Below are 25,206 nucleotides of genomic sequence, written 5' to 3' on the forward strand. Positions count from 1 at the left end.
GCAGCGATGAGGTAATGCCCCATTGCGGAAATGTGGGCGCCCAGATAGCGAACCTGCCGATTGTCGGCGCCGCAGTTTATGCCCACGGTGAGGTTGCCAGCCGTCACCGGGCGGTCAAACGGCAGGAAAGCCTGGGGGTTCTCGCAGGCCGGTAGCTGCGCCGACGAAGGGGTGATGGTCACGGTGACTTTATCGCCAAGGGGCGCGGCCTGTTGCTCGAGAAAGGCTTGCGCGGTGGCCGTTGCCTGATCCGGCGCCGCTTCTGACAGCACCCAATGGCTGTATGTCATGGCGGCCAGGAATAAGGGCAACCAGTTGTTTTTCAATGAGAAGGCTTTATTTCGTCGGTTGTGCATAGCGGCTGCGCAGGCGTAAAGGGTGGATTCCTGTTGGTGGGGATTCTAAAGAGGGCGGTTGTTTCCTAAGGGGGGAAATGGCTGTTAAAACACCCCCTTTTTCTCATTTTGGCTGACAGCGCCACCCCTACACTGGAATTAATTACTAAGTAGGAGTGGGTTTTGCTGATGATTAACCAGCTGAACGACGCACTGGGCTTTCACAAAGAAGTGCTGAACTTGCGCCAGCAGCGCCAGCAGGTGCTGGCCGGCAACATCGCCAATGCCGACACCCCCAATTTCAAGGCGCGGGATTTTGATTTTGCCGGGGAGCTTTCCAAGGCGGTCAAAAGCGGTCGGCCCGATCACGCAGGCGGGCATCTGGCCACCACCTCGGCGCGGCATATCGCCGTCGCCGGAAGTGCTCACCCATCCCTGCACAATCTGCAGTACCGGATCGCGGCTCAGCCGAGTATGGATGGCAACACCGTGGAAATGGAGACCGAGCGGGTCCGTTTCGCGGACAACGCGGTTCGCCATCAGGCGAGCCTGACGTTCCTGAACGGCTATATCCGCAGTATGAAAACGGCGATGCAGTCGGAGTAGTTTGCCTGGCGGTCGAGTAAACCGACCATTCCGCAATTAAAACTTGCCGCCGAAGGGGGATACCCGGGCGGCAGATGACAGAGGAGGGGATAGGCCATGTCGATGTTTTCCATTCTTGAAATTTCGGGTTCCGCCCTGGCGGCCCAATCCCAGCGAATGAACGTAACGGCCAGCAACCTTGCCAATGCGGAGAGCGTCACCAGCCCCGGGGGCGGCGCCTACCGGGCCAAACAGGTGATTTTCGAGAATGCCGCCTACAGCGCCCAGGCGGTGGGCGGGGTAAAGGTCTCGGAGGTGGTTGAAGACAGTTCGCCGATGCGACTCGAATATCGGCCGGAGCACCCGCTTGCCAATGACGAGGGCTATGTGGAAATGCCCAATGTCGATCCGGTGGGTGAGATGGTCAACATGATTTCCGCCTCCCGCTCCTATCAGGCCAACGTGGAAGTGATGAATACCAGCAAACAGTTGCTGATGAAAACCCTGACCCTGGGCGAGGGCATGTGATGCTGGTCAACGATGTCATTCAAAGCGCCAATGCCCAGGCTGCCGCCAGCGGTTCGCAGGCCAGCGGCAATAGCGCAAAAGAACTCGGCAATAATTTCATGACCATGTTGGTCACCCAGCTCAAAAACCAGGACCCGTTAAATCCGATGGAAAACTCGGAGCTCACCTCGCAGCTGGCGCAGATCAATACCGTCAGCGGCATCGAGGACCTGAACGCGACGTTGCAGGGCATCAATTCCCAGATTGAAGCGGGTCAGGCACTGCAGGCGGCGGGGGTGATTGGCAAGGGCGTGATGGTCGCCGGCGACCGGATACTGGTCGGCCCCGATGGCGCCTCCACCCCCTTTGGGGTCGAGCTGGAGAATCCGGCGGAGCAACTGGTGGCCACCATTGTCGATGGCAGCGGCGTGCCGGTCAGAAGTTTCGATCTGGGCGCCATGGATGCCGGTTACCAGTCTTTTGTCTGGGATGGCACCCTGGAGTCCGGTGAATACGCGCCCCAGGGTGCCTACCGAGTGGTTGTCGAGGCGCAAGCTGGGGACGGCAGTGCGCTGGACAGCGGCACCTTCAACTATGCGGTGGTGCAGGCGGTCAGCACTGACCGCCAGGGTGCGACCCGACTCGATCTGGGGGGGATTTCCGAGCAGGTCCGTCTGCAGGATGTTCGCCAGATACTCTGATCACAACATTTCAGCTTTGCATTTTTCACGACAGCACAGGCAGGCCGAGGAGGTCGTCATATGGGATTTTCGCAAGCACTTAGTGGCATCAATGCTGCCGCCACCAACCTGGAAGTCATCGGTAACAACATTGCAAACTCCCAGACGGTGGGGTTCAAGGGCGCGCACACGCTGTTTGCGGATGTCTTCGCCGAAGCCCAGGCGGGACTGGGTACCCGCGTGTCGGCGGTATTGCAGGACTTCAGCACCGGCACCCTGGAGAGCACTGGCCGCAACCTCGATCTGGCCATCAGCGGCAACGGCTTCTTCCGCTTTATCCAGAACGACCAGGTGGTGTTCTCGCGCAACGGCCAGTTGACCCTGAGCAGTGACGGCTACTTCATCAATGCCCAGGGGGCCAAGCTGACCGGCTATCCGGTGGGCGGCGTCGGCGGCGATCCGGTGGCGTTGCAGCTGGGTTCCGGGAATCTGCAGGCGACGGCCACCACTGCCATCAGTTCCACCATGAACCTGGATGCCCGGACAGCAACAGTGGACCGGCTGACCGTCCCCTTTGATGCCACGGATGCCGCCAGCTACTCCTATTCAAACAATGTCACGATTTATGACTCCCAGGGCAAACCCCACAACAGCACGCTGTATTTCACCAAGACAGCCGACAATACCTGGGAAGTCAAGATGTCCCGCACCGGGGAGCTGGCGCCGGAAACCGCCACGCTGAATTTTGACACCAACGGTCTGCTGTCCAGCGCCGCCGGTCTCGGCAGTTTTACCTTTTCTCCCGGCGGCGGTGTGGCGGATATTGATCTGGCGCTGAAGCTCGATGGCACCACACAGTTTGGCAATGAATTTGAAATCACCGCCGTCAACCAGGATGGCTACACCTCGGGCAGCCTGGTGGGTGTGCTGATCGATGACCGCGGCAATGTGGTGGGCAACTATTCCAATCAGCAAACCCAGATACTGGGCACCATTCTGCTGGCCAACTTTACCAACCCGGAGGGTTTGAAACCCCTCGGCGACAATGCCTGGCAGGAAACCACCGAATCCGGGCAACCGCTGCTCGGCCTCGCCGGCACCGGTTTGCTGGGCAGTCTCGAGGCTGGGGCGCTGGAGAACTCCAACGTCGACCTGACCAAGGAGCTGGTCAACCTGATCATTGCCCAGCGCAACTACCAGGCCAACTCCCAGACCATCAAGGTGCAGGACGAAGTACTGCAGAACGCGGTCAACCTGCGCTAACGGGACTGAACCATGGACCGCATCATCTATACCGCCATGAGTGGCGCCCGGCAGATCCTCGATCAGCAGGGGGTGGTCAGCCATAACCTGGCAAATGCCACCACCACCGGATTTCGCGCCCAGCTGACCGCCATGAGCGAGGCGTCGATGCCGGCCGATGCGCTCTACAACACCCGCATTCCGGTAATGGTGACCACCCCGGGCGCGGATTTTTCCAGCGGCCCCATCAGCGCCACCGGGCGCGATCTCGACGTGGCCATCGACGGCGACGGTTGGCTGGCGGTGCAGGCCGCGGATGGCAGCGAGGCCTACACCCGGCGGGGCGACCTGCAGGTGGACAGCAACGGCCTGGTGATGAGCGGCGCCCGCCCGGTGATCGGTGCGGGTGGTCCCATCACCGTGCCGTTGGGGGCGAAGCTGTCGGTGGGCACAGATGGCACCATCAGTGCCATCGGCGAGGGTGAAGACCCCGACTCCCTGGTCGAGGTGGCGCGCCTGAAGCTGGTCACGGCCGGGGAGCAACCGCTGTTGCGCGGCGATGACGGCCTGTTTCGGGCGGCCCCCGGCGCTAATGGCGAGGCCGCGACACTGCCCCAGGATGAAAACGTGCGCTTGGCGCCCGGTTCCCTGGAGGGCAGCAACGTCAGCCCCCTGGAGAGCATGGTGGCGATGATCGATTGCGCGCGCAGCTATGAAATGCAGTTAAAAATTATTGAAACCGCCGACCAAAATGCCCAGCGGGCCAACAGTCTGCTGTCAATTCAAGGTTAATGAGGTAACGCCCGATGATTAAATCTCTGTGGATCGCCAAAACCGGGCTCGAGGCCCAGCAAATGCAGATGGACGTCATTGCCAACAACCTGGCCAATGTCAGCACCAACGGCTTTAAGCGATCCCGGGCGGTTTTTGAGGACCTGCTGTACCAGAATATCCGCCAGCCGGGCGCCCAGGCGACCACCCAGAACAACCTGCCCTCCGGCATGCAGGTGGGCACCGGGGTGCGCCCGGTGGCCACCGAGCGACTGCACACCCAGGGCGGCCTGCAGCGCACCGATAATTCCCGGGACCTGGCCATCAGCGGGGACGGTTTCTTCCAGGTGTTGATGCCCGATGGCAACACCGCCTTTTCCCGGGACGGCAGCTTTCAGGTCGACCAGAATGGCCAGTTGGTGACGGCCGGCGGCTACCCGGTGGAACCGGCGGTGATCATTCCGGAGAACGCCCTGTCCGTCAGCGTCAGCCAGAGCGGCATCGTTTCCGTGACCCAGCCCGGTGACAACCAGGTGCAGCAGGTGGGGCAGCTGTCGCTGTCCACCTTCGTCAACCCGGCCGGCTTGCAAAGTATCGGCGAAAACCTGTACCTCGAAACCACCGCCTCGGGCTCGCGCAATGAAAGCCTGCCCGGCATGAACGGCGCGGGCCGGCTTTACCAGGGCTACGTGGAGACCTCCAACGTCAACGTGGTGGAGGAAATGGTCAGCATGATCCAGACCCAGCGGGCCTACGAAATCAACAGCAACGCCGTGCAGACCAGCGATGAGATGCTGGCCCGACTGAGCCAGTTGTGACGGTGACGGGCTGAGATGAAAATTGCTTCGCAAACGATTTGGCTGCTGCTGGCGAGTGTCTGCTTGCTGGCCGGTTGCAGCGGCAGTGCACTGACAAAGGACAGGGATGTCTTTGTGTCAGCGCCCGACTTCCCGCCGCCCGCCCAGCCCCAGGACAATGGCGCCATCTACCAGAGCGAGCAGAATTATTACCCGCTGTTCGAGGACCGCAGGCCGCGCCGTCCCGGGGATATCCTCACCATCGTCCTCAATGAGCAGGTCAGCGCCAGCAAGACCTCGGCGTCGACCGCCAATCGCAATGGCAGCGCGTCGCTGACCCCGGATATCCTGCCCAAGGGCCTGGAAAAACTCGGCGATTATAGTTTCGACCTGTCCGGCGACAACGATTTCAGTGGCGGCGGCAGCTCCAGCGCCAACAACACCCTGACGGGAACCATTACCGTGACGGTTCAGGAGGTGCTGCCCAGTGGCAATTTCCGGGTCACCGGCGAAAAACAGATCGGCATCAACCAGGGCACGGAGTATGTCCGCTTTGCCGGGGTGGTCAATCCGCGCACCATCACCGCCCAGAACTCCGTTTCCTCCACCCAGGTGGCGGATGCCCGCATTGAGTACGTGGGCAAGGGCTATATCAGCGAAGCGCAGCGCATGGGCTGGCTGCAGCGCTTTTTCCTCAATGTGTCACCGTTTTAGGGGAGGCCGTTGATCGTGTCGCTGTCCGCCATTTTTCTCAAGCCCGCACGGCTGGCAGCCCTCTGGCTGATGCTGGCCATTCTGTGCGCGCCGACAGTACAGGCCGAGCGCCTCGCCGAGCTGTCCGATTTTGTCGGGGTGCGCGATAACCCGCTGCTCGGCTACGGCCTGGTCATCGGTCTGGACGGCAGCGGCGACCAGACCATGCAGGCGCCTTTTACCGGCCAGAGTCTCACCAACATGCTCTCCCAGTTGGGCATTACGGTGCCGCCGGGAACCAACATGCAGTTGCGCAATATTGCCGCGGTGATTGTCACCGCGCAGTTGCCGCCATTTGCCAGCCCCGGCCAGCAGTTTGACGTGGTGGTGTCCTCCGTCGGCAACGCCCGCAGCCTGCGCGGCGGCACCCTGTTGATGACGCCGCTCAAGGGCGCCGACGGCCAGGTGTACGCCATCGCCCAGGGCAACCTGCTGGTGGGCGGTGTCGGCGCCGAGTCCGGCGGCAGCAGCGCCCAGATCAATCACCAGTCCGCGGGCCGGATCAGCGGCGGCGCCATTGTCGAAAGGCAGGTGGCGACCCGGCTGGGCACCGAGGCGGGGCTGATCGAGCTGCAGTTGAAGCGGGCCGATTTTACCGTTGCGCGGGAGGTGGTGGCGGCCATCAACCGGGAGTTTTCCCAGCCGCTGGCCGCCGCACAGGATGGCCGGGTGATCCGCATACAGGGTCCGCTGGACAGCAATGCCCAGGTCAACTTCATGGCGCGGGTGGAAAACCTCTACATCAATATGCCGGATGCGGCCGCCAAGGTGGTGATCAATTCCCGCACCGGCTCGGTGGTGTTGAATCGCCGGGTCAGCCTGTTCCCCGCCGCGGTGTCCCACGGCAACCTGTCGGTGATTATTGAAAGCCGCCCCCAGGTGAGCCAGTCGGCACCCTTTGGCCAGGGTGATACGGTGGTGGTGCCGAACAGCCGGGTCACCATCGAGCAGGAGCGGGGCAGTTTGCAGACCGTGGAAGGCGCCGACTTGTCGGAAGTGGTCAATGCCCTCAACGCTCTCGGGGCGACCCCCCAGGACCTGATGTCCATTCTCGAGGCGCTGAAAGTGGTGGGTTCCCTGCGGGCGGAGCTGGAGATTATCTGATGGCGATAACGCCGCTGGCCAACAACCAGTTCGCCCTTGACGTGCAGGGGCTGGAGCGCCTCAAGCACAGTGCCCGCAACGATGAGGCGGGGGCGCTGAAGGAGGCGGCCAAGCAGTTCGAGGCGCTGTTCCTACAGTCCATGCTGAAGAGTATGCGCGATGCCATCCCCAAATCCGATTTGATGGGCGGAGGCTCCCAGAGCCAGTTTTATGATTCATTGATGGATCAGCAGTGGGCGCAACACCTGTCTGCGCGCGGGGTGGGGCTGGCGGATCAGCTGGTGGCGCATTTGCAGTCGCAGCAACAATTGGCCGGGCAGCTCCGCGACAGCGATGGCCTGGCCGGTATTTCCCGAGCCCAGCCGCGGCGCCTGACGGAGCAGCAGGCCATGGTTGAGCGCAACCCGCCGCCGACTGTGCCTAGCGCCAATACTGCCGGCGGGGTGCGCGGCGGGCTTACCGGTTACCTCCAGCAAATCCAGATGGAAGCCCCTGTCGGCGAGACCCTTGAGACCGTCGACACTTTCGAGCCCTCCCGGCCGCGGGCGACCGGCGCCGATTTTGTCGCGCAGCTGCAGGGGGTGGCCGCCGAGGTGAGCGAAGCCAGCGGTATCCCAGCTGAATTAATGCTGGCCCAGGCGGTGCTGGAGACCGGTTGGGGGCGCCACCAGATGACCACCGCGGAGGGGCACAACAGTTACAACCTCTTTGGCATCAAGGCCGGCGACAGCTGGCAGGGCAAGACCGTCGCCGTCGGCACCCACGAGGTGATTGACGGGCAGCGCCGCCGGATGCAAACCGAGTTCCGGGTTTACGACTCCTACCGGCAGGCCTTCGGCGATTACGCCGAGCTGATCCGTTCACAGCCCCGCTACCGGGCGGTACTTGAGGCCCCCGATGCCGAGCGCGCCGCACAGGCCCTGCAGCGGGGCGGTTACGCCACCGATCCCGAGTACGCGGACAAACTGATCGCCCTGATCAGGCAGGGCAATCGGGCGGCGGGGTGAGGGGCGGGCGCTATTCCCGGTCAAGAACCGGGTGCCGCTGCCGATAATCTATTGAACGGGCCGCTAAGGAGTGGTTGATGAGCATTTTTTCCATTGGTGTCAGCGGGTTGCACACGGCGCAAATTGCCCTCAATACCACCAGCAACAACATCACCAATGTCTACACCCAGGGTTACAACCGCGAACTCACCTTGCTTGAGGAGTCCGGCATTGGCGGTGTGAACGTCAGCGGGGTGCAGCGCCAGTTCGATTACTTTATCGCCTCCCAGCTCAATAGCGCCACCAGCGCCCTGACGGGCTTGCAGAATTACCAGACGCAAATCAGCCAGATCAACAACCTCGTGGCGGACAGCGATGCGGGCCTGGCACCGCTGATGCAGGATTTCTTCTCGGCCATTCAGGATCTGGTTTCCGCGCCCTCCGATCCGGCCGCCCGCCAGGAGGTGATCGGCACGGCCGACACCCTGTCCTCGCAATTGCGGTCGGTGGACAATTACCTCCAGGACATGCAGCGCAATGTCAACATCCAGATCGGCGACGAGATCACCCAGATCAATGACACGGCGGCGCTGATCGCCAAATTGAATCGCGATATCGCCCTGGCGACGGCGAAAACCGGCGTACCCCCCAACAGCCTGTTGAACCAGCGGGACCAGTTGGTGAACTCACTGAGTGAGCGGGTCGAAGTGCGACTGACGATACAGGATGGCGGCTCCTACAATATTGCCATCGCCAACGGCCAGCCGCTGGTGTCCGGTACGGAGTCCTTTGCCCTCGAGACCATCGCCTCCGCCGGCGATCCCAACCGGATCGTGCTGGGTTACCGGGACTCCGCCGGCAATATTCAGGAACTGCCGGAGTCGCTGTTTGACGGCGGCAGTTTGGGGGGGCTGTTCTCGTTTCGTGCGGAAACCCTCGACAAGGTGCAAAACCAGGTCGGCCATATAACGGTGTCCCTGGCCATGGCGGTCAATGAACAGCACGAAATGGGGGTGGATTTAAACGGCGACCTGGGCGAGGCGTTCTTCTCCATCGGTTCCCCTACGGTGTTTGCCAATACCAAAAATACCGGCACGGCGGTGCTCAGCGCCGCCTTCACCGATGCCGCCGGATTGACCGGAAGCGATTACGACCTGAAGGTCAGCGATGCGGCGAGCGGTGAATTTACCATCACCCGCCGGGACGGCAGCGCGCCGTTTACCCTGACCCTTGATGCCGCCAACCAGCTCGTCTTTGACGGCCTGACCCTGACCCTGGACGACCCGCTGGTACTCGTCGATGGCGACCGCTACCAGTTGCAGCCCACCCGTCGCGTCGCCGCCGGCTTCGATAACCTGATTGGCGATACCGCCAGGATTGCCGCCGGCAGCGGTGCGGGCAGTGGCGATAACCGCAACGCCCTGGCCCTGCAGGATCTGCAATCGGCCAGCCTGGTGGGTGGACGGGCCAGCCTGAACCAGGCCTATGCCTCGCTGGTCGGCTTTGTCGGCAACCAGACCAATATCGTGCAGGTCAACCTGACCGCCCAGGAAGGCCTGACCCAACAGATTCGCACCATGCAGCAGTCGGAATCCGGCGTGAATCTGGACGAGGAGGCTACCAACCTCATTCGCTACCAGCAGTATTACCAGGCCAGCGCTAAAATCATCGAGGTGGGCGGCACCCTGCTGGACACCATTCTCGGGCTGCGTAGCTGACAGGAGCCATCGCCATGCGCATCAGTACCTTGACCATGTATAACCAGAGCGTGACCTCGATCAATCGCCAGCAGGGCGACTTTCTCAAGATCGGCCAGCAGATTGCCACCGGTCGCCGGCTGCTGACCCCCGCCGATGATCCCCAGGCGGCCACCAAGGCGCTGGGTGTCGCCCAGTCAAAGGCGGTTGCCGAGCAGTACGGCGATGCACGGGTCGGCGCGCGCAGTGCCTTGACCCAGCAGGAATCGGTATTGAACAGTATTTCCGATGCCCTGGTGAGAACCAAATCGCTGATGGTGCAGGCCGCCAATGCCACCCTCAGCGATGCCGACCGCGCTTCCATCGCCAGCGAGATGCGCGGCGTGATGGAAATGGTATTGGGGCAGGCCAACGCCACCGATGGCAACGGTCACTATTTGTTTGGCGGCTACCGCGATAACAGCCCGCCCTTCGTCAGGGATGTTTCCGGCAGTGTCGTCTATGTGGGCGACAGCAATGATCGCCAGGTGCGCATCGACGCATCGCGCCTGATGGAGGCCGCGGACAGCGGCGATGGTGTCTTTCTGGCGATACAAAGCGGTGCCGGCTATGTGGCGGAGGCGGATGCGGCGAACAGCGGCAGTGCCACCTTTGTCGGCCCGCGGGTGGTGGACTCCTCCGATCCGGGTTTCGGCGCCGCCTATGACATCAGTTTCAGTGTGGTGGGAACCGATACCAGCTACAGCATTAATGGTGGGCCCCCGGTGACCTACCAGCCGGGGGTGGCAGTGACCTTTGGCGGTCTATCAATGACATTTGAAGGCGTGCCGGCGGATGGCGACAGTCTCACCGTCGATAAGGCAAGCCAGATGAACACCAATCTTTTCGCCACCTTTGAAAAGGTGATAGCCACCCTGGAGACCCCCGCCCAAACCGATGCCCAGAAGGCCAGCCTGGCCAATACCATCAGTACCTCCATGCGGGAGTTCGACAACAGTTTCGACAATATCCTGACGGTGCGGGCCTCTTCCGGGGCGCGCCTCAACGAGCTCGACGCACTGGATCTGGTGGAGGAGAACCGCATTCTCAACTACCAGCAGACGCTGTCCGAGTTGGTGGACCTGGATTATGTCGAGGCGATCTCCGATTACACCCTGCGCCAGGTGGGCCTGCAGGCCGCGCAGAAAACCTTCGTGGATATCAACAAGCTGTCGCTGTTCAACCTGCTGTAGCCACAGGTCACCCCGGCACTGGCGGCGGTTCAGCGCTGCCGACCGGCGCCGCGGCTGCTACCCCAGCAACTTCGCCAGGTGTTCAAAGAACTGTAAGCCCTCGCTGAACAGTCCCTCCAGAAAACGCCCCAGATCATTCATCAGCACCGACAGCAGAAATATGCCCGCCGTCAGGGAAATGGGAAAGCCGATGGAAAACACCGTGAACTGGGGAACCGCCCGGTTGAGGATGCCCATTCCCAGGTTGATGGCCAGCAGCGCGGTAATCAGCGGCAGTGCCAGCAGCAACCCCGAGACAAAAACCGTGCTGGCAAATTGCACCAGCATTTCAAAGGCGCTGGCATTAAGTCCGCTAAAGCCTATCGGCAGCTCGACAAAGGTGCCGACGAGGATCTGGATCACCAGCAGGTGTCCATCAAAGGCCAGGAACATCAACAGCGCCAGCATATAGAGCAGCCGCGACAGGATCATGGTGTTGCCGCTGTCGGGGGAATAGAAGGTGGCAAAAGCCAGTCCCATTTGCAGGCCGATCAGCTCGCCGGCGAGCTGTACCACGGTAAAGACAATATGCAGTGCCAGGCCGAGGGCGAGGCCGATCACAATCTGTTCCACCAAAATTCCCAACCCCTGCCAGGAGAGCAGCGGCGTGCTGGGGAGCGCGGGCAGCGTGGCGCCGGCGATAAAGGTGAGAAACAGTGCCAGGCCGATTTTAATTCTGGCGGGAACGCTGGAGTGTCCGAACAGCGGGGCGGCGAGCAGGAACGAGGAGATGCGCGCAAAGGGCCACAAAAAGAGCGTCAGCCAGTCCTCCAGCTGGGCAAAGGTCACATCGATCATGGCGCCGGCTCAATAACGCGCTAGTTCACCATCAGCGGAATGCTGGCAAACAGGTTTTCGGTGAACTCCGTGATCAGGGCGAGCAGAAACGGCCCGGCGATCGCCAGGGCGACAAACACGCCGAGTATCTTGGGAATAAAGGACAGGGTCATCTCGTTGATCTGGGTGACGGCCTGAAACAGGCTGACCAGCAGGCCGATGATCAGGGCGGTGAGCAGCGGCGGTGCTGCCAGGTACAGGGTCACGCGCATGCCCTGGTGGGCCAGATCCATAATTGATTCCGGGGTCATGGGTAGCTCCTGTGCTAGACGTAAAAACTCTGTGCGAGTGAGCCGATAATCAGCTGCCAGCCATCCACCAGCACAAACAGCATCAATTTGAACGGCAGGGAAATCGTCGACGGCGGCACCATCATCATCCCCAGGGACATCAGCACGCTCGCCACCACTAGGTCGATGATGAGAAACGGGATGAAAATGGTAAAGCCGATCTGGAAAGCGGTTTTCAGCTCGCTGGTAATAAAGGCGGGGATCAGCGCCCGCAGCGGGACTTCCTCCGGTCCCTGCAGGGCGTCGAGTTGCGCCAGTTTGGCGAACAGCGCCAGATCGGTTTCACGGGTCTGGGTCAGCATAAAGGTTTTCAGGGGCTTGCTGCCCTCCACGGCGAACTGCTGGAACGTGATTTCCTCGCTGGCCAGTTTGGGCCAGGCGGTTTCATAGATCTGGTTCAGTACCGGGGACATGACAAAAAACGTCAGGAACAGCGCCAATCCCAATAATACCTGGTTGGGTGGCGCGGACTGGGTGCCGATGGCGGTGCGCAACAGGCTCAGCACGATGACGATGCGGGTGAAGCTGGTCATCATCAGCAGCATGGCCGGGAGAAAGGCCATGCTGGTCAGCAGAATCAGGGTTTGCAGTTGCAGCGACCACTCCTGGCCGCCGTCGGCGGTGGGGCGACTGACGATGCCGGTGATACCCTGGGCCAGCAGATCCCCGGACAGGGCGGCCAGCCACAGAAAGGCCGCGGCGGCCAGCAGCCGTTTACCGCTCAGCAGCCGGGCGAGCCCGGCCGGTGGGGAACGTCGCGCCATCAGTTGCCGCTATCCCGATCGCGAATCCGCAGCAGCCGGCTGGCGAAACTCTCGGCGCCCTGGTCGGCACTGTGCACCGCATCGGCGGGGGCGTCGAGCTGGTGCAACAGGTTGACCTGTCCGCCCCCCACGCCCAGTACCAGCCAGGTCTGTTCAATGGCCACCACCACCACGCGCTCCCGCTGGCCGATGGCACAGCTGGAGATGATCCGAAGATTTTTTCCGCCCAGTAAATGTTGCCTGTTGAGGCGCTTCAGCAGGAAACTGCACAGCCAGATGGTGGCCACCACCAGCAGCAGTGCCAGAGAGGTCTTGCCGAGCATCGCCAGGCTGTTCACCGCATCCCCGGCGAGCTGTGGTGATACCTGGCTGGCGCTGTCCGCAGTGAGGCTGCCGACATCCTTGAGGCCGTTCATCGGTTTAACTTCTGCGCCCGCTCTGAAGGGGTAATGATATCGGTGACACGAATGCCGTATTTGTCATCGACCACCACCACTTCGCCCTGGGCGATCAGGTGGCCGTTGATCAAGATGTCCATGGGGTCGCCGGCCAGCCCTTCCAGCTCCACCACTGAACCCTGGGTCAGTTCCAGCAGCTGTTTGATGGTGATGCGGGTGCGGCCCAGCTCGACATTCAGTTTCACCGGAATGTCCATGACCATTTCGAGTTCACGGGGCGGGGCAACACTCTCTCCCTTGTTGAGGGGTTTGAAGATGTCGCCGTTGGCCGTTTTGCTTTCCGCTGTGGCAGCGGCGGCCGCCGGTTGTGCCGCCACGGGTTCTTTGGCTGGCGACGCCACGGCCGCTTGCTGTTCGGCCAGGGCGTCGGCCCAGGGGTCTTCAACGTCGCCCTGGGGGGCCTCGGCGGCTTGCTCGGCCAGTGCGACATCCCAGTCATCGGCGGCGGATGGCGTGTTCTCGTTCTCACTCATGTTTTGATTTCCCGGCACGGCTGGAGGGGTGCTTGTTCAACTGTTCTGATGGCAGGACGGGCACCTGCGCGTGTTCAATGACCCGGCTGACAGAGAGCGCGCGATGCTCATTGAGGCTGCCGTAGTCGCACTCGATGATGGGAATGCTGTCGATCCGCGCGGTCACCTTTTCCGGCAGGGTGATGGGCAGTACATCGCCCACTTTCAGGGCCAGCACCTCGCTGATGCGCCGGGTGATGCTGGCAAAATCCGCCACGATTTCGACATGGGTTTCCTTGATTTCGCCGGCGATGCGCTTGTTCCAGAGCGCTTCGTTCTGGCTGTCCCGGTCGGTGACCGGATTGACCAGCAGGTCCTTCAATGGCTCGATCATGGCGAACGGCATACAGATCTGGAAATCGCTGGCGTGGTTGCCCACTTCCAGGTGAAAGGTGGTATTGACGACGATTTCATTGGGCGAGTTGGTGATGTTGGCAAACTTGGCCTGCATCTCCGAGCGCAGGTAGCTGATCTCCACAGGAAAAACCGCCTGCCAGGATTCCTGGTAGGCGTCGGTGGCCAGCGACAGCAGACGGCGAATAATGCGTTGTTCGGTACTGGTGAACTCCCGCCCCTCCGACTTGGTATGGAAGCGCCCGTCGCCGCCGAACAGGTTGTCCACCACCATAAACACCAGGTTGGGGGGGAACACCACCATGGCCGTGCCGCGCAGCGGCTTGACGCTCACCAGATTGATATTGGTGGGCACCGGCACATTGCGGGAAAAGGTGCTGTAACTCTCGTAGCGCATGGAGTCGACGGTGATGTCGGCATTGCGGCGAATCAGGTTGAACAGGCTGATTCGGAACAGGCGGGCAAAGCGCTCGTTGACGATATCCAGCGCATGCAGCCGTTCGCGAATAATGCGGTGTTGGGTGGCGGGGTTGTAGGGCCGGATGCGCGATGCTTCTTTCTGGCTTGAGGGCGTGTCGCTGTCCCCGCTGACGGTATTCAGCAGCGCATCGATTTCATCCTGCAACAGCACATCACTTTGCGACATCTGGCCCGTCTCTACTCTCTGTTATTGGACGATAAATTCACTAAACAGCACCGAGCTGATGGCCAGTGGCGGCTGCGGGTGGGTCAGGGGCTGGTCAAACATGGCCAGCACCTGTTGGGTCAGCAACTCCTTGCCCGCCGCGGAAAACAGTTCCTCCGCGGTCTTGCTCGACAGCAGCAGCAGCAGGCGGCTGTGGACCTCGGGCATATGGGTATTGAGCAGTTCCCGGGTCTCGTCATTGTCCACTTTCAGGGTCAGGCTGGTGTACAGCAGGTGCTGACCGTACTGGTCGCCGACCAGGTTGACCGTCATGGGGCCGACTTTGACAAAGATCGGCGCGGGCGCCACCCCGGGTTCAGCTTTCGCCTGTTCTGCCGCTGCAGGGTTTGCGTCGCCCTTCTGCTTGGCGACCAAGAAGTAGACGTTTGCCGCGGTCAGCAGGCAGAGCACGACCCCGGCGATGATGATGAACAGTTTGCCCTTGCCCTGCTTTTCTTTGGTTTTTGCCACGTGTTAACCCCGGATCAATAAGCTGGGCCCAGTATAGGGATCGCCCTGGGCGGGCGATGGCCTGATAAGTGTCGATAAACGGTCGTATATCCGGCTTTTAACGCCGGGAGGCCTAGATATACAAATTGATGCGCCCGCTATTGGCCAGGGCCACCGGGTTTGCCTGCGGGGCGTCCACCCGGTCGCCGAGCTCCTCCACCGCCGGGCCGCCCGCCGCAGCCGCTTTGTGCTGTTGGGCGAACTCGCGCTGCTGCTCACCCCGGTGTTCGCCGACCATGGCCTCTCCCAGGCTGATGCCCTGTTCCGCCAGCAGCTCGCGCAACTGCGGCAGGGCATTTTCCAGCGCGGTGCGGACCTGCGGGTTATGGGCGCTGAAGTGGAAGTTGGCCCGCTGGTCGGAGAGATCGATATCCACCACCAGTGGCCCCAGCGACGCCGGGTTCAGGTGCAGTGAGACCTGCTGGTCGTTGTTCTGCACCATGGCCAGCAGGTGCTGGCCAAATTCACCGGCCCACTGCGGGGAGGCAAGCGGCGCTTTGACGCCGAGATGAGTCACGCTGTTGGTATCCCGGAGTTGACTGCCGAGGGCGGCCTGAAAACCGCTGGGCAGGGCGCTGTTCCCGCCCGCGGCGCTGGTCGTCGCACCCTCGCCCAGAGGCGGCTCCACGGCGAATGCGGCGGCCGTCTGCTGCGCGCCGGTGCGCGCCGCCAACAGCGGGGGGGCACCGTCGGCATCGGGATAAGCGTCTGTCGGCTCGACGCTCTCGCTCGCCCCAGCGGTCGCTAGCGCCGCCGCCTGGGTCTTCATTTCCGCACCCCGTGGGGATGGGTTCTGGCCTGTCTGAGTCCAGGTTACCGCGGCCTTCACGGGGGTGGTGGTGGCAGCGACGGCGGGCAGTTCGCCCGCGCTGTCCGGGGGAGCGTCAGCGGCTGCGGCGGCCGCCTCGGCCAGGCTCTGGGGTGCGGCGCCCGCCGCCATCGCCTCGACCAGCCCCGGCGGTATCGCCCCGGCCTGCACCAGCGGCACGGCACCGGGGTGGTCGAGCAGGGCCTGCGCCAGGCTTTCAAAGCGCTGGGCCAACTGCGGATTCGCCCAGGACAGGGGGGCGTCGGCGGTGAGCGCATTCAGGTTGCCAAACGGCAGGTGGTTGGCGGCGGGGGCGACGGTCAGCGCACCGCTCCCGTTGGTCGCATCGGTGCCGTTTTCCCGCTGTTCGTCTGGCCGTTCCCGCTGTTGCCGGGCAACGTTTTTCAGGGTATTGGCAAAGCTCTCAGACGGCAGGTCGCCTTCCACCCCGCTGGGGGACTCGACCGGACGGTCGACCTGACTGGGCAAGTTGACGATGGCATTGATGTCCATGGCTACTCCTGGGCGTTGGGGTCAGAGGCATTGGCAAAGGCGGACGTGCGCGACATCAGCGTGACGCTGATGTCGTCGTGCAGGCGCTGTTCGCGGCGCTGCTCTCCCTGGCGCTGCACGGCGTTGAGGCGCGCGGCCAGGGTGTCGTAACCGACCAGTTGTTGTTGTTTTTCACGCCAGGATTCGCGGTGCTGAACAACACTCTGTTCGTGTTTGGCGAGTTTTTCCTGGGCCTGTTGAATGGCGTTGTCGAGCATCGCCAGGAAGCGCTGGAACTCCCTCAGGGTAGTGAGTTCGATACCTTCGGTGGCCAGGCCGTGCAGCTGGTTGCGGTATTCCAGTCGGTAGGCCACCAGTTGGTCGATCTGCACGCTGATAAGGCGCTGGTCACGCTGTTTAGTGGCCAGCAGTTTGGCGGCGGCATCGCGGGCCTCCCGGGCCAGGTTGGTCAATAGCGCCAGTGATTCTTTTCTCATGTTGCTGATCCGAAGATGGCGGCGAGTCCGCGCTCTGTCTGTTCTACCGAGGCGCCCTCGCTGAACGGCTGGCGCAGGAAGCTCTCCAGTTTGGGGTACATTTCCACCGCCAGATCCAGTTGCGGATCGCCGCCGGGGCTGTAGGCGCCGACGCTGATGAGATCGCGGTTGCGCTGATAGCGTGAAAAAAGCTGCTTGAAGTGCTGGGCGATGTCGAGCTGCTGCTTGCTGACAATCGCGTTCATGGCGCGGCTGATGGAGGCTTCGATATCGATGGCCGGGTAGTGCCCGGCCTCTGCCAGGGTGCGGGACAGCACGATGTGGCCGTCGAGGATGGCGCGGGCGGAATCGCCGATGGGATCCTGCTGGTCGTCCCCCTCGGTCAGGACGGTGTAAAAAGCGGTGATGGAGCCGCTCCCCCGGGGGCCATTGCCCGCGCGCTCCACCAGCGCCGGCAACTTGGCAAATACCGAGGGCGGATAGCCTTTGGTGACCGGCGGCTCGCCAATGGCCAGGGCGATTTCCCGCTGCGCCATGGCGTAGCGGGTCAGCGAATCCATGATCAGCAGCACGTTGTGTCCCCGGTCGCGGAAATCCTCCGCCAGGCGGGTGGCATAGGCCGCGCCCTGCAGGCGTTGCAGCGGCGAGGTGTCCGCCGGCGCGGCCACCACCACGGAACGTTTGAGGCCGTCGGCGCCGAGGATGTTGCTGATAAAGTCCTGCACCTCCCGGCCCCGTTCGCCGATCAGCCCGACGACAATTCTGTCGGCGGCGGTAAAGCGCGCCATCATCCCCAGCAGCACCGACTTGCCGACCCCGGAGCCGGCGAACAGCCCCATGCGCTGGCCGCGCCCCACCGTCAACAGGGCATTGATGGCGCGCACCCCCACATCGATGGGCGCCTCGATGGGCGCCCGGGCCAGCGGATTGATGGCCGGCGTCGCAAGGGGGACCTTCGGGGCACCCTTGAGGGGGCCGAGGTCGTCGAGGGGATCGCCGCTGCTGTCCAGCACCCGACCCAGCAGGGCATCGCCGACGGGAAAGCGGCGGGTGTGGGTGCCGCAGTCCTCGGTCAGGGCAAAAACCCTGGCACCGGGGGTCAGGCCGCTGATTTCGTGCAGTGGCATCAGGTAGAGTCGTCCGTTGGCAAAGCCCACCACTTCCGCTTCCGCATAGCGTTTGTGTTCGAGTTGGTTGTCGCGGGCCACTTCGATCTGGCAGGCGCTGCCCAGGGGGACTTTCAGGCCGACGGCTTCCAGCACCAGGCCGCTGGCCCGCACCACCCGGCCGCTCTGTTGGTAGGCTGTGCCGGCGGCGACCCGCTGGCGAAACTGGCCGAGGGAATGCTGCCAATCGAACATCCTGGCCGATTCTCCCTGAGGGGCATCCACTAACCGTTGCCCCCGACCACTCTGGCCAGGCTGCGGCGCTGGCGGACCTGGGCGAGAATCATTTTGCAGCGGGTTTCCCAGCTGGCGTCGCACTCCTCGTGGGCGCTGATCAAGCGGCAGCCCCCCCGGGTGATCAGGTCGTCGGATTGCAGGCTCCAGCCCGCCACCTCCAGCTCGCTGCCCATCAGTTGTTCCACCAGTTCGCGGTCCTCCGGGTGCAGGCAGAGGCGGGGTTTGCCATTCAGGCTCGGTTCGGTGTGGAGCAGTTCCTTGACCACTTCCAGGATCAGGACGGGGCGCTCATCGAGCTGGTCGCGGGCCAGTTGTCGACCGATGGCCAGGGACACGTCCACCAGCTCTGCGGCGATGTCGGTGTCGAGCTGTTGCATGGCCACGGCAAAATTGGCCACCAGCTGGGTTAGGGGTTGCAGGCTCTGTTGCAGCTGCTGCGCCAGTTCCTTTTGTGCCGCCAGGCGACCTTCCCGGAGCCCTCGCTCGAGGCCCTCCTTCCTGCCTGCCTCGAAGCCCGCTTTTTTGCCGCTGTCGAAGCCCTCCTTGTGGCCCGCCTGGCGTCCCGCGGTCAAGCCGGCCTGGTAGCCCTGCTGGCGCTCATCGGGCGGGTTTTTTTTCTGGCCTTTGGGCTGGCTGGCTGTTTCGGGTTGCGGCGGATTGGCCGGCGCCAGTTTGGTCATCTGCCAGGGCTGCCAATGGCTGGAGAGCGGCGCGGTTTTGTCCAGCTGAGGGTCAGACATATTGGTCGTTTCCTGTCGACAGGGCGATTTCGCCGGAGTCCGCCAGGCGCCTTACCACCTGCAGGATGGCTTTCTGCTCGGCTTCCAGCTGGGATACCCGAACCGGTCCCCGGTTATCCATGTTGTCGATCAGCAATTCGGCGGCGCGCTGGGACATGTTGCTGGTGAACTTGTTCATCAGCGGTTGCGGCGCGCCCTTCAGGGCGATGGCCAGGGAATCATTGTTGATCTCTTTCAGCACCATCTGGATGGCCCGGTCATCCAGCTCGATCATGCTCTCGAACAGGAACATTTCGTCGATGATGCGTTGCGCCAGGTCCTCGTTGTAGGCCCGCACCGCTTCGATGGTGGCCTCCTCGACACTGCTGTTCATCAGGTTGAGGATTTCCGCGGCGGTTTTCACGCCGCCCATTTTGCTGCGTTTCAGGTTCTGGCCATCCAGCATGCCACCCAGTACCTCGGTGAGTTCGTGCAGCGCCGCCGGTTGCACCCCGCTGAAGGTGGCGATGCGCAGCACGATGTCCTGGCGCAGCTTGTCGTCAAACAGCTCGAGAATGCTGGCGGCCTGACCGCGCTCCAGGTGAACCAGGATGGTGGCGATGATTTGCGGGTGTTCATCGCGAATCATTTCGGCAACGGTGGGGGCCTCCACCATGTTCAGCGCGTCGATGCCGGAGGTGGCGGTACTGGTTTCGACGATATCGTCCAGCAGGCTGGCGGCGCGCTCGCTGCCGAGCACCTTGGTCAGCACGGCTTTGATGTATTCGCCGGAGCCCTGCCCGAGCAGTGAAAGCTCCTCGGATTCATCGTAAAAATTATCCAGCACCCGCTGCATTTCCTCGTGGGAGATCTGTCCCAACATGGCCATTTCGTGGCTGAGGTCCTCGATTTCCCGCATGGTGAGGTGTTTGAACACTTCCGCCGTGCTGTCTTCGTCGAGGGCCATCAACAGGATGGCACCCATGCGCGGGCCGCTGGCCTTGAGTGACAGTTCGTTGCTCATCCCTTGTTTATCCAGCTGCGCACGATCATGGCAATCAGGCGGGGATCATCTTTGGCCGCCTGTCGCACCTCATCGATACTCTGCTCATAGTTGGAGGCCTTGCGCCTGCGGCCGTCCAGGGATTTGCGGGCGGCGATGTTTTCGGCAGCGGGCTCACCGCTGGGGTCGGGAATGCCGGCCCCCAACATGGTCGGTGGTATGGGAATCCTGGGGGTCGGGGAGGGCTGCAGGTGCTTGCGCAGCAAGGGCCGCAGGACGATCTGGAAGATCACCAGCGCCCCGATCGCCGCGGCCAGGTAACGGGCCAGGCTGAGGATCAGCTGCTGGCCGCCGACTGTCTTCCAGAAGGGCGGTTCGGTCAGCTCCGGGGCTGCGGCTTCGCTGGCAGGCTGTTCGGTGAACGGGCTGTTGACCACCTGCACCTGATCGCCGCGGGCCTCGGAGAAGCCCATGGACTGTTTGACCAACAGGGTGACCTGCTGCAACTCCTCCTCGTCGAGGGGTTTCATGAGCGGGTTGCCTTCTTCGTCCAGTTCGCTGCGGTAATTGACCACCACGGCGCTGCTCAGGCGCTCAATGCGGGCGCTTTGGTGCTGGATGTGAATGATGTTGCGATCGACTTCGTAATTGACGGTGTTTTCCCGCTGCAGGCTGCCGCCACTCTTGGCCGCTGGGCTGTTGCCGGCTTTGTCGCCCTTGCCCTTTGCCGGGGGCGGTGAGGTCGGCGGGGCATTGGACAGGGCGCCGGGAATGCCCGCGGCGACGGCATCGGAGCCGTCGAGGTTGGTGCTCCACTGGGCGCTGCGCACCGCGGCGGAAGCGCCGTCCTGGTTGGGCACGAAATGCTCGACGGTTTCCTCGCGACTGGAAAAATCAATCTGGGCGGTGACCTGGACATGGATGTTGTTGCGGCCAAACAGCGGGGTCAGGGTGTTTTCAATGCGTTCGCGATAGGTGTTTTCCACCTCCTGGACATGGTCGAGCTGGGTGCGTTCCTGGCGGGTGTCGGGTCGGCCGGAGTTGGACAGCAGGTTGCCATTCTGGTCGACCACGGTAATGTTGTTGGTGGTCAAGCCGGATACGCTGCTGGACACTAGGTGGACAATGGCATTGACCTGGCCGGGGTCCAGCACACGGCCAGGGTGCAGGGTCACCAGCACCGACGCTTTTGCCGGTTCGCGGTTGCGCACAAAGACGGATTCCTTGGCCAGTGCCAGGTGGATGCGGGCGTTGACCACCGGCCACAGGGCCTGTATCGAGCGCACCAGCTCGCCCTCCAGGCCGCGCTGGAAGTTGAGCTGTTCGGCAAATTGACTGATGCCAAAGGCCTGGTTATCCATCAGTTCGAAGCCGACCCCGGCCCCGTTCGGCAAGCCCTGTTCCGCCAGTTGCAGGCGCAGCATATGCACCTGGTCCTCGGGGACGAGGATCGCATTGCCGCCTTCGCTGAAGCGATAGGGCGCCGTGCGCTTGTCCAGTTCGTTGATGATGCGGCCGCCGTCGGCTTCGCTGAGATTGCTGAACAGCACCCGGTACTCGGGGGTTTCCGCCCAGATAAACAGCGCCATGATGACGGCGACCGCTGCGGCACCCAGCATCATGGCCAGCACCAGGGAATTGTTGCCGCGCAGTTTGTGCAGGATGGCGTTGGCGGAGGTCAGCGACGGCACGCCAGTCTGGAGGACATGGCTGGTGGATTCTGCAATTGGCGGCGCACTGCTCATAGAACGTTTAACCTTTCTCTGTCGAGGTGCCGAGCCGTTTGGGAAGACGCTGCCGGGCGGGAAAAGCCGCTGTTGCCCGACCGTTCGTTATGACTAAAAACGGTCGGCCTGTGTTGGGCGGCACGCCTCGAGTCGAACTATTATCAGCACTCGGTGACGGGCTATAAGCCGAGAAAGCGCTATTTTTTGGTCGCTAATTGATGGATTGCTCCGGTCGGGGGTGCTGGTAACCTCTCGCCTCATCCACAAACCCTGAAGCAGGAGGCGAATTGTGGCTATTCCACCAATTCACTCAGCCCTTCAGCAAATGCACACCCTGGCGGCGCAGGCCGCCGCGAAAAACGATGTGGCGGTTGTGCCGCATGGGACCGCGGAGGTTGGCCGGAGCGGTTTTATTGATGAGCTGCAGAGTTCCATCGAAAAAATCAACCAGCTTCAGGGCGCCGCGAGCAGCAGCATGAAGGCCTTTGAGGTGGGCGATCCGAATGTGTCCCTCAGCGAGGTGATGGTGGATAAGCAAAAAGCCGGGCTCGCTTTCGAGATGGGGGTGCAGGTTCGCAACCGCCTGATTCAGTCCTACAAGGAAATTATGAATATGCAGGTTTAACGGCGGCATGTTCGCCCTAAACCTTTTGGTCCAGCAGCAGGCCGGCCAGCTCATCCAGTCTTTCCGCAATGCGCAGTACTTCTTCCGAGGGAAACTGGCGAATCACCGTGCCGGTCTCCCGATCAATGATGCGGGTAACAATTTTCGCTGACTTCTGCTGGATGTCAAACTCCACCCCGTAGGGGCGCACCACATCGTTCACCTGCTGCACCGCTTTCACCAGCGTTTCCATGGAGGCAGGTTGTTCCGCCGTGGCGGCCGGGGGGAGCTGCTCGAGCACCCGCTCAACCCGTTGTGAGCCGGAGAGTTGCCCCAGGTTGAGTTCACTGGTGCCAGCCAAATTGTTTGATGATTGCAATAGCGTCATGGCATCGATTCCTGCTGTTATTAACCCTCATCGGCAGGGCTGTGGATTACTTTAATTTCTCGATCTGTCGCGCCCGTCGAGGCGAGAAAAGAACCATCCGAGCGCGCGACGCATCACAGTTTCTGACCGCGCTGAAGGCGCGCCCCGGCCATCAACCCACAGCCAATCAACAGGTTGGAAATAAACCGGCCAGACATAAAAAAGGGGCGCCCATGACGGGCGCCCCCAGGCTCGGGCGTAATGCGGAGATTAACGCAGCAGCGACAACACAGTTTGTGGAACCTGGTTTGCCTGGGCCAACACAGAGGTGCCGGCCTGTTGCAGGATCTGCGCGCGGGTCATGTTGGAGACTTCCACGGCGTAGTCGGCATCTTCAATCCGTGAACGCGCGGCAGACAGGTTGGTGCTGGTCGCGGCCAGGTTGGTGATGGCCGATTCAAAGCGGTTCTGCATGGCACCCAGTTCGGAGCGCAACACATCCACTTCGCTCAGTGCGGTATCCAGTGTCGCCAGCGGGTCAGCGGTCAGCTGGTCGCCCAGGGTGACGGCGCCGGTGGACTCGTCAACGGTGGCATCGTAGTAGACGGTGTTGCCGTCGGTGTCTGCACCTTTTACCACATAACCGCTGTTATCGGCGTAGGCGTAGACTTCGGCGCTGCTGCCCACCAGGGCGGTGTCCAGGCCGCTGGTGTCGATGGCGACAGTGGCAGTGGGATCGCTCACCTGATCCAGGGCGGCGCTCAGGTTGGTGGTTGAGTAAGTGGCCGCTGCGGAGCTGTCATAGTCCACCTGGCCGTAGGTGGCGGAGGTGCTGTCCAGGTCGACAGTGGCATCGTGGTAGGTGGTGCCGCCATCGAGGCTGACGACAAATTCACCGTTCTCGTTGACGAACAGTTCCGGGGTTGCCGCCGGGTTGGCGTCCACGAAAGTGCCGTTTTCCAGATCCTGGGCTTCCAGGGTGACGCCGCCGCCCACCGATACGCCGTCGGTGCCGGTTACCTGGCTATAGTCCGCAGTTACCGTTGCGGCATCGACGTCACCGCCGGTACCGTCACCGACGGCTGTGCTGGTGTCGAATTCCAGAGCGCCGGTGGTGGCGTTGTAGGTGGCGTTGAAACCTTCACCGGTGGTGCTGTTGACCACGATAATGTGATCGGGGTCCGCGCTTTCCACGTAGATGTCATAGGCTGCGGCGGCTGCGCCGTCGGCAAAGGTGGCGTCACTGACATTGAGGGAAGCGGGCACGGTTTCGGTGGTCGCTGTTGTGGAGAGTTCGTCGGTCAAGAAGGTGTTGCGCACATCAAAACTGGTGAGGCCGAGTTTTTCAGCGGACATTTCGCGCAGGTTCATGGTGATTTTCTCACCGTCGTTGGCGCCGACCTGGATGGTGACACCCTGGTCGCTGGCCAGCACCTTGACGCCGTTGAAACTGGTTTCGGCGGAGATGCGGTTGACCTCATCCAGGCGTTGGGTAATTTCATTCTGGATGGATTCGAGGTCGGATGCGGAATTGGTGTCATTGGCGGCCTGAACGGACAGTTCGCGAATGCGCTGCAAGTTATCGTTGACCTGATTGAGGGCGCCTTCAGCGGTTTGCGAAATGGAAATGCCGTCGTTGGCGTTGCGCTGGGCCTGCATCAAACCGGTGATTTGCGATGAAATTCGGTTGGCAATTGCCTGACCGGCAGCGTCGTCTTTTGCGCTGTTGATGCGCAGACCCGAAGACAGGCGCTCCATCGAGGTTTGCAGGGCGCTCTGGGAGCGGCCCAAGTTCTGCTGCCCGATCAGGGCAGTGATGTTGGTATTGATAACTGACATGGTCGTATCCTTCCTAACAGTGTTTTGATGATTAGGGACTGATAGCTGACACAGCCGTCGGTCCTGGGTCACGGTACAATGGCCGCTAGAGAGTATGTCGGCGGAAATTTCAATAGCTTTAGGGTGGGCTGTTATTTTCTCGGTGCAGCGGTCGTCCAGGCACTGCCCCGCCCGGTCAGTTCACGGTTTTATTCCCCTCCCATCGACCTGTGTTGTGAGTCTGTCCGCTTGATAGCGCCGGCTGTTGTTGTCGGCGCCGTGCGCTGTTTGCTGTTTCCTGTGAATGATTTAAGTGGCCGCCGGTTTCGCCGATAGCTATTGCATGCCCCGTGCGGGTAGAGATGGTTGTGACGGGAATAACGGGTAATGCGGCAGCAGGGTGAAGTAATTATTGTTGATGATCCGTCAGAGGCGGCGGAACTGCTCAATGAACTGATGGTGCTGCCGGGGGCATTCCTGAAGTTTGACGAAGACAGCGACAACGCCTTTCCGGTGTATGTTAATTGCGCGGCAGATGATGAAAAAAACCTGGCGATTGAGATCAGTTCCGCCGCCGGGTGGCCCGCAGAATTGGCGGCGGGAAAAGAATTTTTTCTGTTGGCACACAGC

General features: G+C 61.9%; 29 protein-coding genes. 13 read left to right on the forward strand and 16 right to left on the reverse strand.

Features of this window, described 5'->3' with window-relative positions:
- On the reverse strand, positions 1 to 356 hold a 356-nt coding region (locus ABY948_RS03730; protein WP_461481173.1), incomplete at its 3' end, for a hypothetical protein.
- A 168-nt stretch (positions 357 to 524) separates the two neighbouring features.
- On the opposite strand from ABY948_RS03730, the gene flgB reads away from it, so the two are divergent.
- The 11 genes from flgB (at position 525) to flgL (ending at position 10,689) form a co-directional block, all read left to right on the forward strand.
- Positions 525 to 941, forward strand: a complete 417-nt coding sequence (gene flgB / locus ABY948_RS03735; protein WP_461481201.1) for a flagellar basal body rod protein FlgB — start codon at positions 525 to 527, stop codon at positions 939 to 941.
- A 96-nt stretch (positions 942 to 1,037) separates the two neighbouring features.
- Positions 1,038 to 1,448, forward strand: coding sequence for a flagellar basal body rod protein FlgC (gene flgC / locus ABY948_RS03740; protein WP_461481174.1), 411 nt, complete (start codon positions 1,038 to 1,040; stop codon positions 1,446 to 1,448).
- Entirely contained in the window at positions 1,448 to 2,128 is a 681-nt protein-coding gene (locus ABY948_RS03745; RefSeq protein WP_461481175.1) for a flagellar hook assembly protein FlgD, read from the forward strand. The genes flgC and ABY948_RS03745 overlap by 1 nt, the downstream gene beginning before the upstream one ends.
- Before the next feature lie 60 nt (positions 2,129 to 2,188).
- Positions 2,189 to 3,370 carry a flagellar hook protein FlgE gene (gene flgE, locus ABY948_RS03750; RefSeq protein WP_461481176.1) on the forward strand — a complete coding sequence of 394 codons (1,182 nt, stop codon included), beginning with the start codon at positions 2,189 to 2,191 and terminating at the stop codon, positions 3,368 to 3,370.
- Positions 3,371 to 3,382: 12 nt separating this feature from the next.
- Positions 3,383 to 4,141 (forward strand): flagellar basal body rod protein FlgF, encoded by a 759-nt coding sequence (locus tag ABY948_RS03755; RefSeq protein ID WP_461481177.1) that lies wholly within the window; start codon positions 3,383 to 3,385, stop codon positions 4,139 to 4,141.
- A gap of 14 nt (positions 4,142 to 4,155) precedes the next feature.
- Positions 4,156 to 4,938, forward strand: a complete 783-nt coding sequence (flgG, locus tag ABY948_RS03760) for a flagellar basal-body rod protein FlgG (RefSeq protein WP_461481178.1) — start codon at positions 4,156 to 4,158, stop codon at positions 4,936 to 4,938.
- 114 nt (positions 4,939 to 5,052) lie between these two features.
- Entirely contained in the window at positions 5,053 to 5,631 is a 579-nt protein-coding gene (locus ABY948_RS03765; protein WP_461481179.1) for a flagellar basal body L-ring protein FlgH, read from the forward strand.
- 15 nt (positions 5,632 to 5,646) lie between these two features.
- The gene (locus ABY948_RS03770) at positions 5,647 to 6,774 is read left to right on the forward strand and encodes a flagellar basal body P-ring protein FlgI (RefSeq protein ID WP_461481180.1); all 1,128 of its coding nucleotides are present in this window, start codon (positions 5,647 to 5,649) and stop codon (positions 6,772 to 6,774) included.
- Positions 6,774 to 7,781 (forward strand): flagellar assembly peptidoglycan hydrolase FlgJ, encoded by a 1,008-nt coding sequence (flgJ, locus tag ABY948_RS03775; protein WP_461481181.1) that lies wholly within the window; start codon positions 6,774 to 6,776, stop codon positions 7,779 to 7,781. Before ABY948_RS03770 ends, flgJ begins: the two co-directional genes overlap by 1 nt.
- A gap of 77 nt (positions 7,782 to 7,858) precedes the next feature.
- A complete protein-coding gene (gene flgK, locus ABY948_RS03780) occupies positions 7,859 to 9,478 on the forward strand; it encodes a flagellar hook-associated protein FlgK (RefSeq protein ID WP_461481182.1) in 1,620 nt (539 codons plus the stop codon).
- 14 nt (positions 9,479 to 9,492) lie between these two features.
- A complete protein-coding gene (gene flgL, locus ABY948_RS03785) occupies positions 9,493 to 10,689 on the forward strand; it encodes a flagellar hook-associated protein FlgL (RefSeq protein ID WP_461481183.1) in 1,197 nt (398 codons plus the stop codon).
- Between the two features lie 57 nt (positions 10,690 to 10,746).
- Here flgL and fliR read toward each other — a convergent pair whose 3' ends face one another.
- The 13 genes from fliR to fliF form a co-directional block, all read right to left on the reverse strand.
- Entirely contained in the window at positions 10,747 to 11,526 is a 780-nt protein-coding gene (gene fliR, locus ABY948_RS03790) for a flagellar biosynthetic protein FliR (RefSeq protein WP_461481184.1), read from the reverse strand.
- A 20-nt stretch (positions 11,527 to 11,546) separates the two neighbouring features.
- Positions 11,547 to 11,816 (reverse strand): flagellar biosynthesis protein FliQ, encoded by a 270-nt coding sequence (gene fliQ / locus ABY948_RS03795; protein ID WP_461481185.1) that lies wholly within the window; start codon positions 11,814 to 11,816, stop codon positions 11,547 to 11,549.
- Positions 11,817 to 11,830: 14 nt separating this feature from the next.
- Complete coding sequence (gene fliP, locus ABY948_RS03800; protein WP_461481186.1) at positions 11,831 to 12,619, reverse strand: flagellar type III secretion system pore protein FliP; 789 nt, start codon at positions 12,617 to 12,619, stop codon at positions 11,831 to 11,833.
- Positions 12,619 to 13,035 (reverse strand): flagellar biosynthetic protein FliO, encoded by a 417-nt coding sequence (gene fliO / locus ABY948_RS03805; protein WP_461481187.1) that lies wholly within the window; start codon positions 13,033 to 13,035, stop codon positions 12,619 to 12,621. The genes fliP and fliO overlap by 1 nt, the downstream gene beginning before the upstream one ends.
- The gene (gene fliN / locus ABY948_RS03810) at positions 13,032 to 13,550 is read right to left on the reverse strand and encodes a flagellar motor switch protein FliN (RefSeq protein ID WP_461481188.1); all 519 of its coding nucleotides are present in this window, start codon (positions 13,548 to 13,550) and stop codon (positions 13,032 to 13,034) included. Before fliN ends, fliO begins: the two co-directional genes overlap by 4 nt.
- The gene (gene fliM, locus ABY948_RS03815) at positions 13,543 to 14,589 is read right to left on the reverse strand and encodes a flagellar motor switch protein FliM (RefSeq protein ID WP_461481189.1); all 1,047 of its coding nucleotides are present in this window, start codon (positions 14,587 to 14,589) and stop codon (positions 13,543 to 13,545) included. The genes fliN and fliM overlap by 8 nt, the downstream gene beginning before the upstream one ends.
- 21 nt (positions 14,590 to 14,610) lie before the next feature.
- Entirely contained in the window at positions 14,611 to 15,099 is a 489-nt protein-coding gene (fliL, locus tag ABY948_RS03820; protein WP_461481190.1) for a flagellar basal body-associated protein FliL, read from the reverse strand.
- A gap of 112 nt (positions 15,100 to 15,211) precedes the next feature.
- Complete coding sequence (locus tag ABY948_RS03825) at positions 15,212 to 16,459, reverse strand: flagellar hook-length control protein FliK (RefSeq protein WP_461481191.1); 1,248 nt, start codon at positions 16,457 to 16,459, stop codon at positions 15,212 to 15,214.
- A 2-nt stretch (positions 16,460 to 16,461) separates the two neighbouring features.
- Complete coding sequence (fliJ, locus tag ABY948_RS03830; RefSeq protein ID WP_461481192.1) at positions 16,462 to 16,935, reverse strand: flagellar export protein FliJ; 474 nt, start codon at positions 16,933 to 16,935, stop codon at positions 16,462 to 16,464.
- A complete protein-coding gene (gene fliI, locus ABY948_RS03835; RefSeq protein WP_461481193.1) occupies positions 16,932 to 18,296 on the reverse strand; it encodes a flagellar protein export ATPase FliI in 1,365 nt (454 codons plus the stop codon). Before fliI ends, fliJ begins: the two co-directional genes overlap by 4 nt.
- Positions 18,297 to 18,325: 29 nt before the next feature.
- Entirely contained in the window at positions 18,326 to 19,078 is a 753-nt protein-coding gene (fliH, locus tag ABY948_RS03840) for a flagellar assembly protein FliH (protein WP_461481194.1), read from the reverse strand.
- On the reverse strand, positions 19,071 to 20,081 hold the full coding sequence (fliG, locus tag ABY948_RS03845; protein WP_461481195.1) for a flagellar motor switch protein FliG: 1,011 nt from the start codon (positions 20,079 to 20,081) through the stop codon (positions 19,071 to 19,073). Before fliG ends, fliH begins: the two co-directional genes overlap by 8 nt.
- Entirely contained in the window at positions 20,078 to 21,805 is a 1,728-nt protein-coding gene (fliF, locus tag ABY948_RS03850; RefSeq protein WP_461481196.1) for a flagellar basal-body MS-ring/collar protein FliF, read from the reverse strand. The genes fliG and fliF overlap by 4 nt, the downstream gene beginning before the upstream one ends.
- A 271-nt stretch (positions 21,806 to 22,076) precedes the next feature.
- Between fliF and fliE the strand changes: the two genes are divergently transcribed.
- Entirely contained in the window at positions 22,077 to 22,412 is a 336-nt protein-coding gene (gene fliE / locus ABY948_RS03855) for a flagellar hook-basal body complex protein FliE (protein ID WP_461481197.1), read from the forward strand.
- Positions 22,413 to 22,428: 16 nt separating this feature from the next.
- On the opposite strand, the gene ABY948_RS03860 is transcribed toward fliE, so the two are convergent.
- Positions 22,429 to 22,779: a flagellar protein FlaG gene (locus ABY948_RS03860; RefSeq protein ID WP_461481198.1), complete on the reverse strand. Its 351-nt coding sequence runs from the start codon at positions 22,777 to 22,779 to the stop codon at positions 22,429 to 22,431.
- Positions 22,780 to 23,028: 249 nt separating this feature from the next.
- A complete protein-coding gene (locus ABY948_RS03865; protein WP_461481199.1) occupies positions 23,029 to 24,597 on the reverse strand; it encodes a flagellin N-terminal helical domain-containing protein in 1,569 nt (522 codons plus the stop codon).
- A 366-nt stretch (positions 24,598 to 24,963) separates the two neighbouring features.
- Here ABY948_RS03865 and ABY948_RS03870 point away from each other — a divergent pair.
- Positions 24,964 to 25,206, forward strand: a 243-nt coding sequence (locus ABY948_RS03870; RefSeq protein WP_461481200.1) for a hypothetical protein, incomplete at its 3' end; no start/stop codon positions are given.

Source organism: Porticoccus sp., from assembly GCF_041592135.1.
Lineage (GTDB): Bacteria > Pseudomonadota > Gammaproteobacteria > Pseudomonadales > Porticoccaceae > Porticoccus.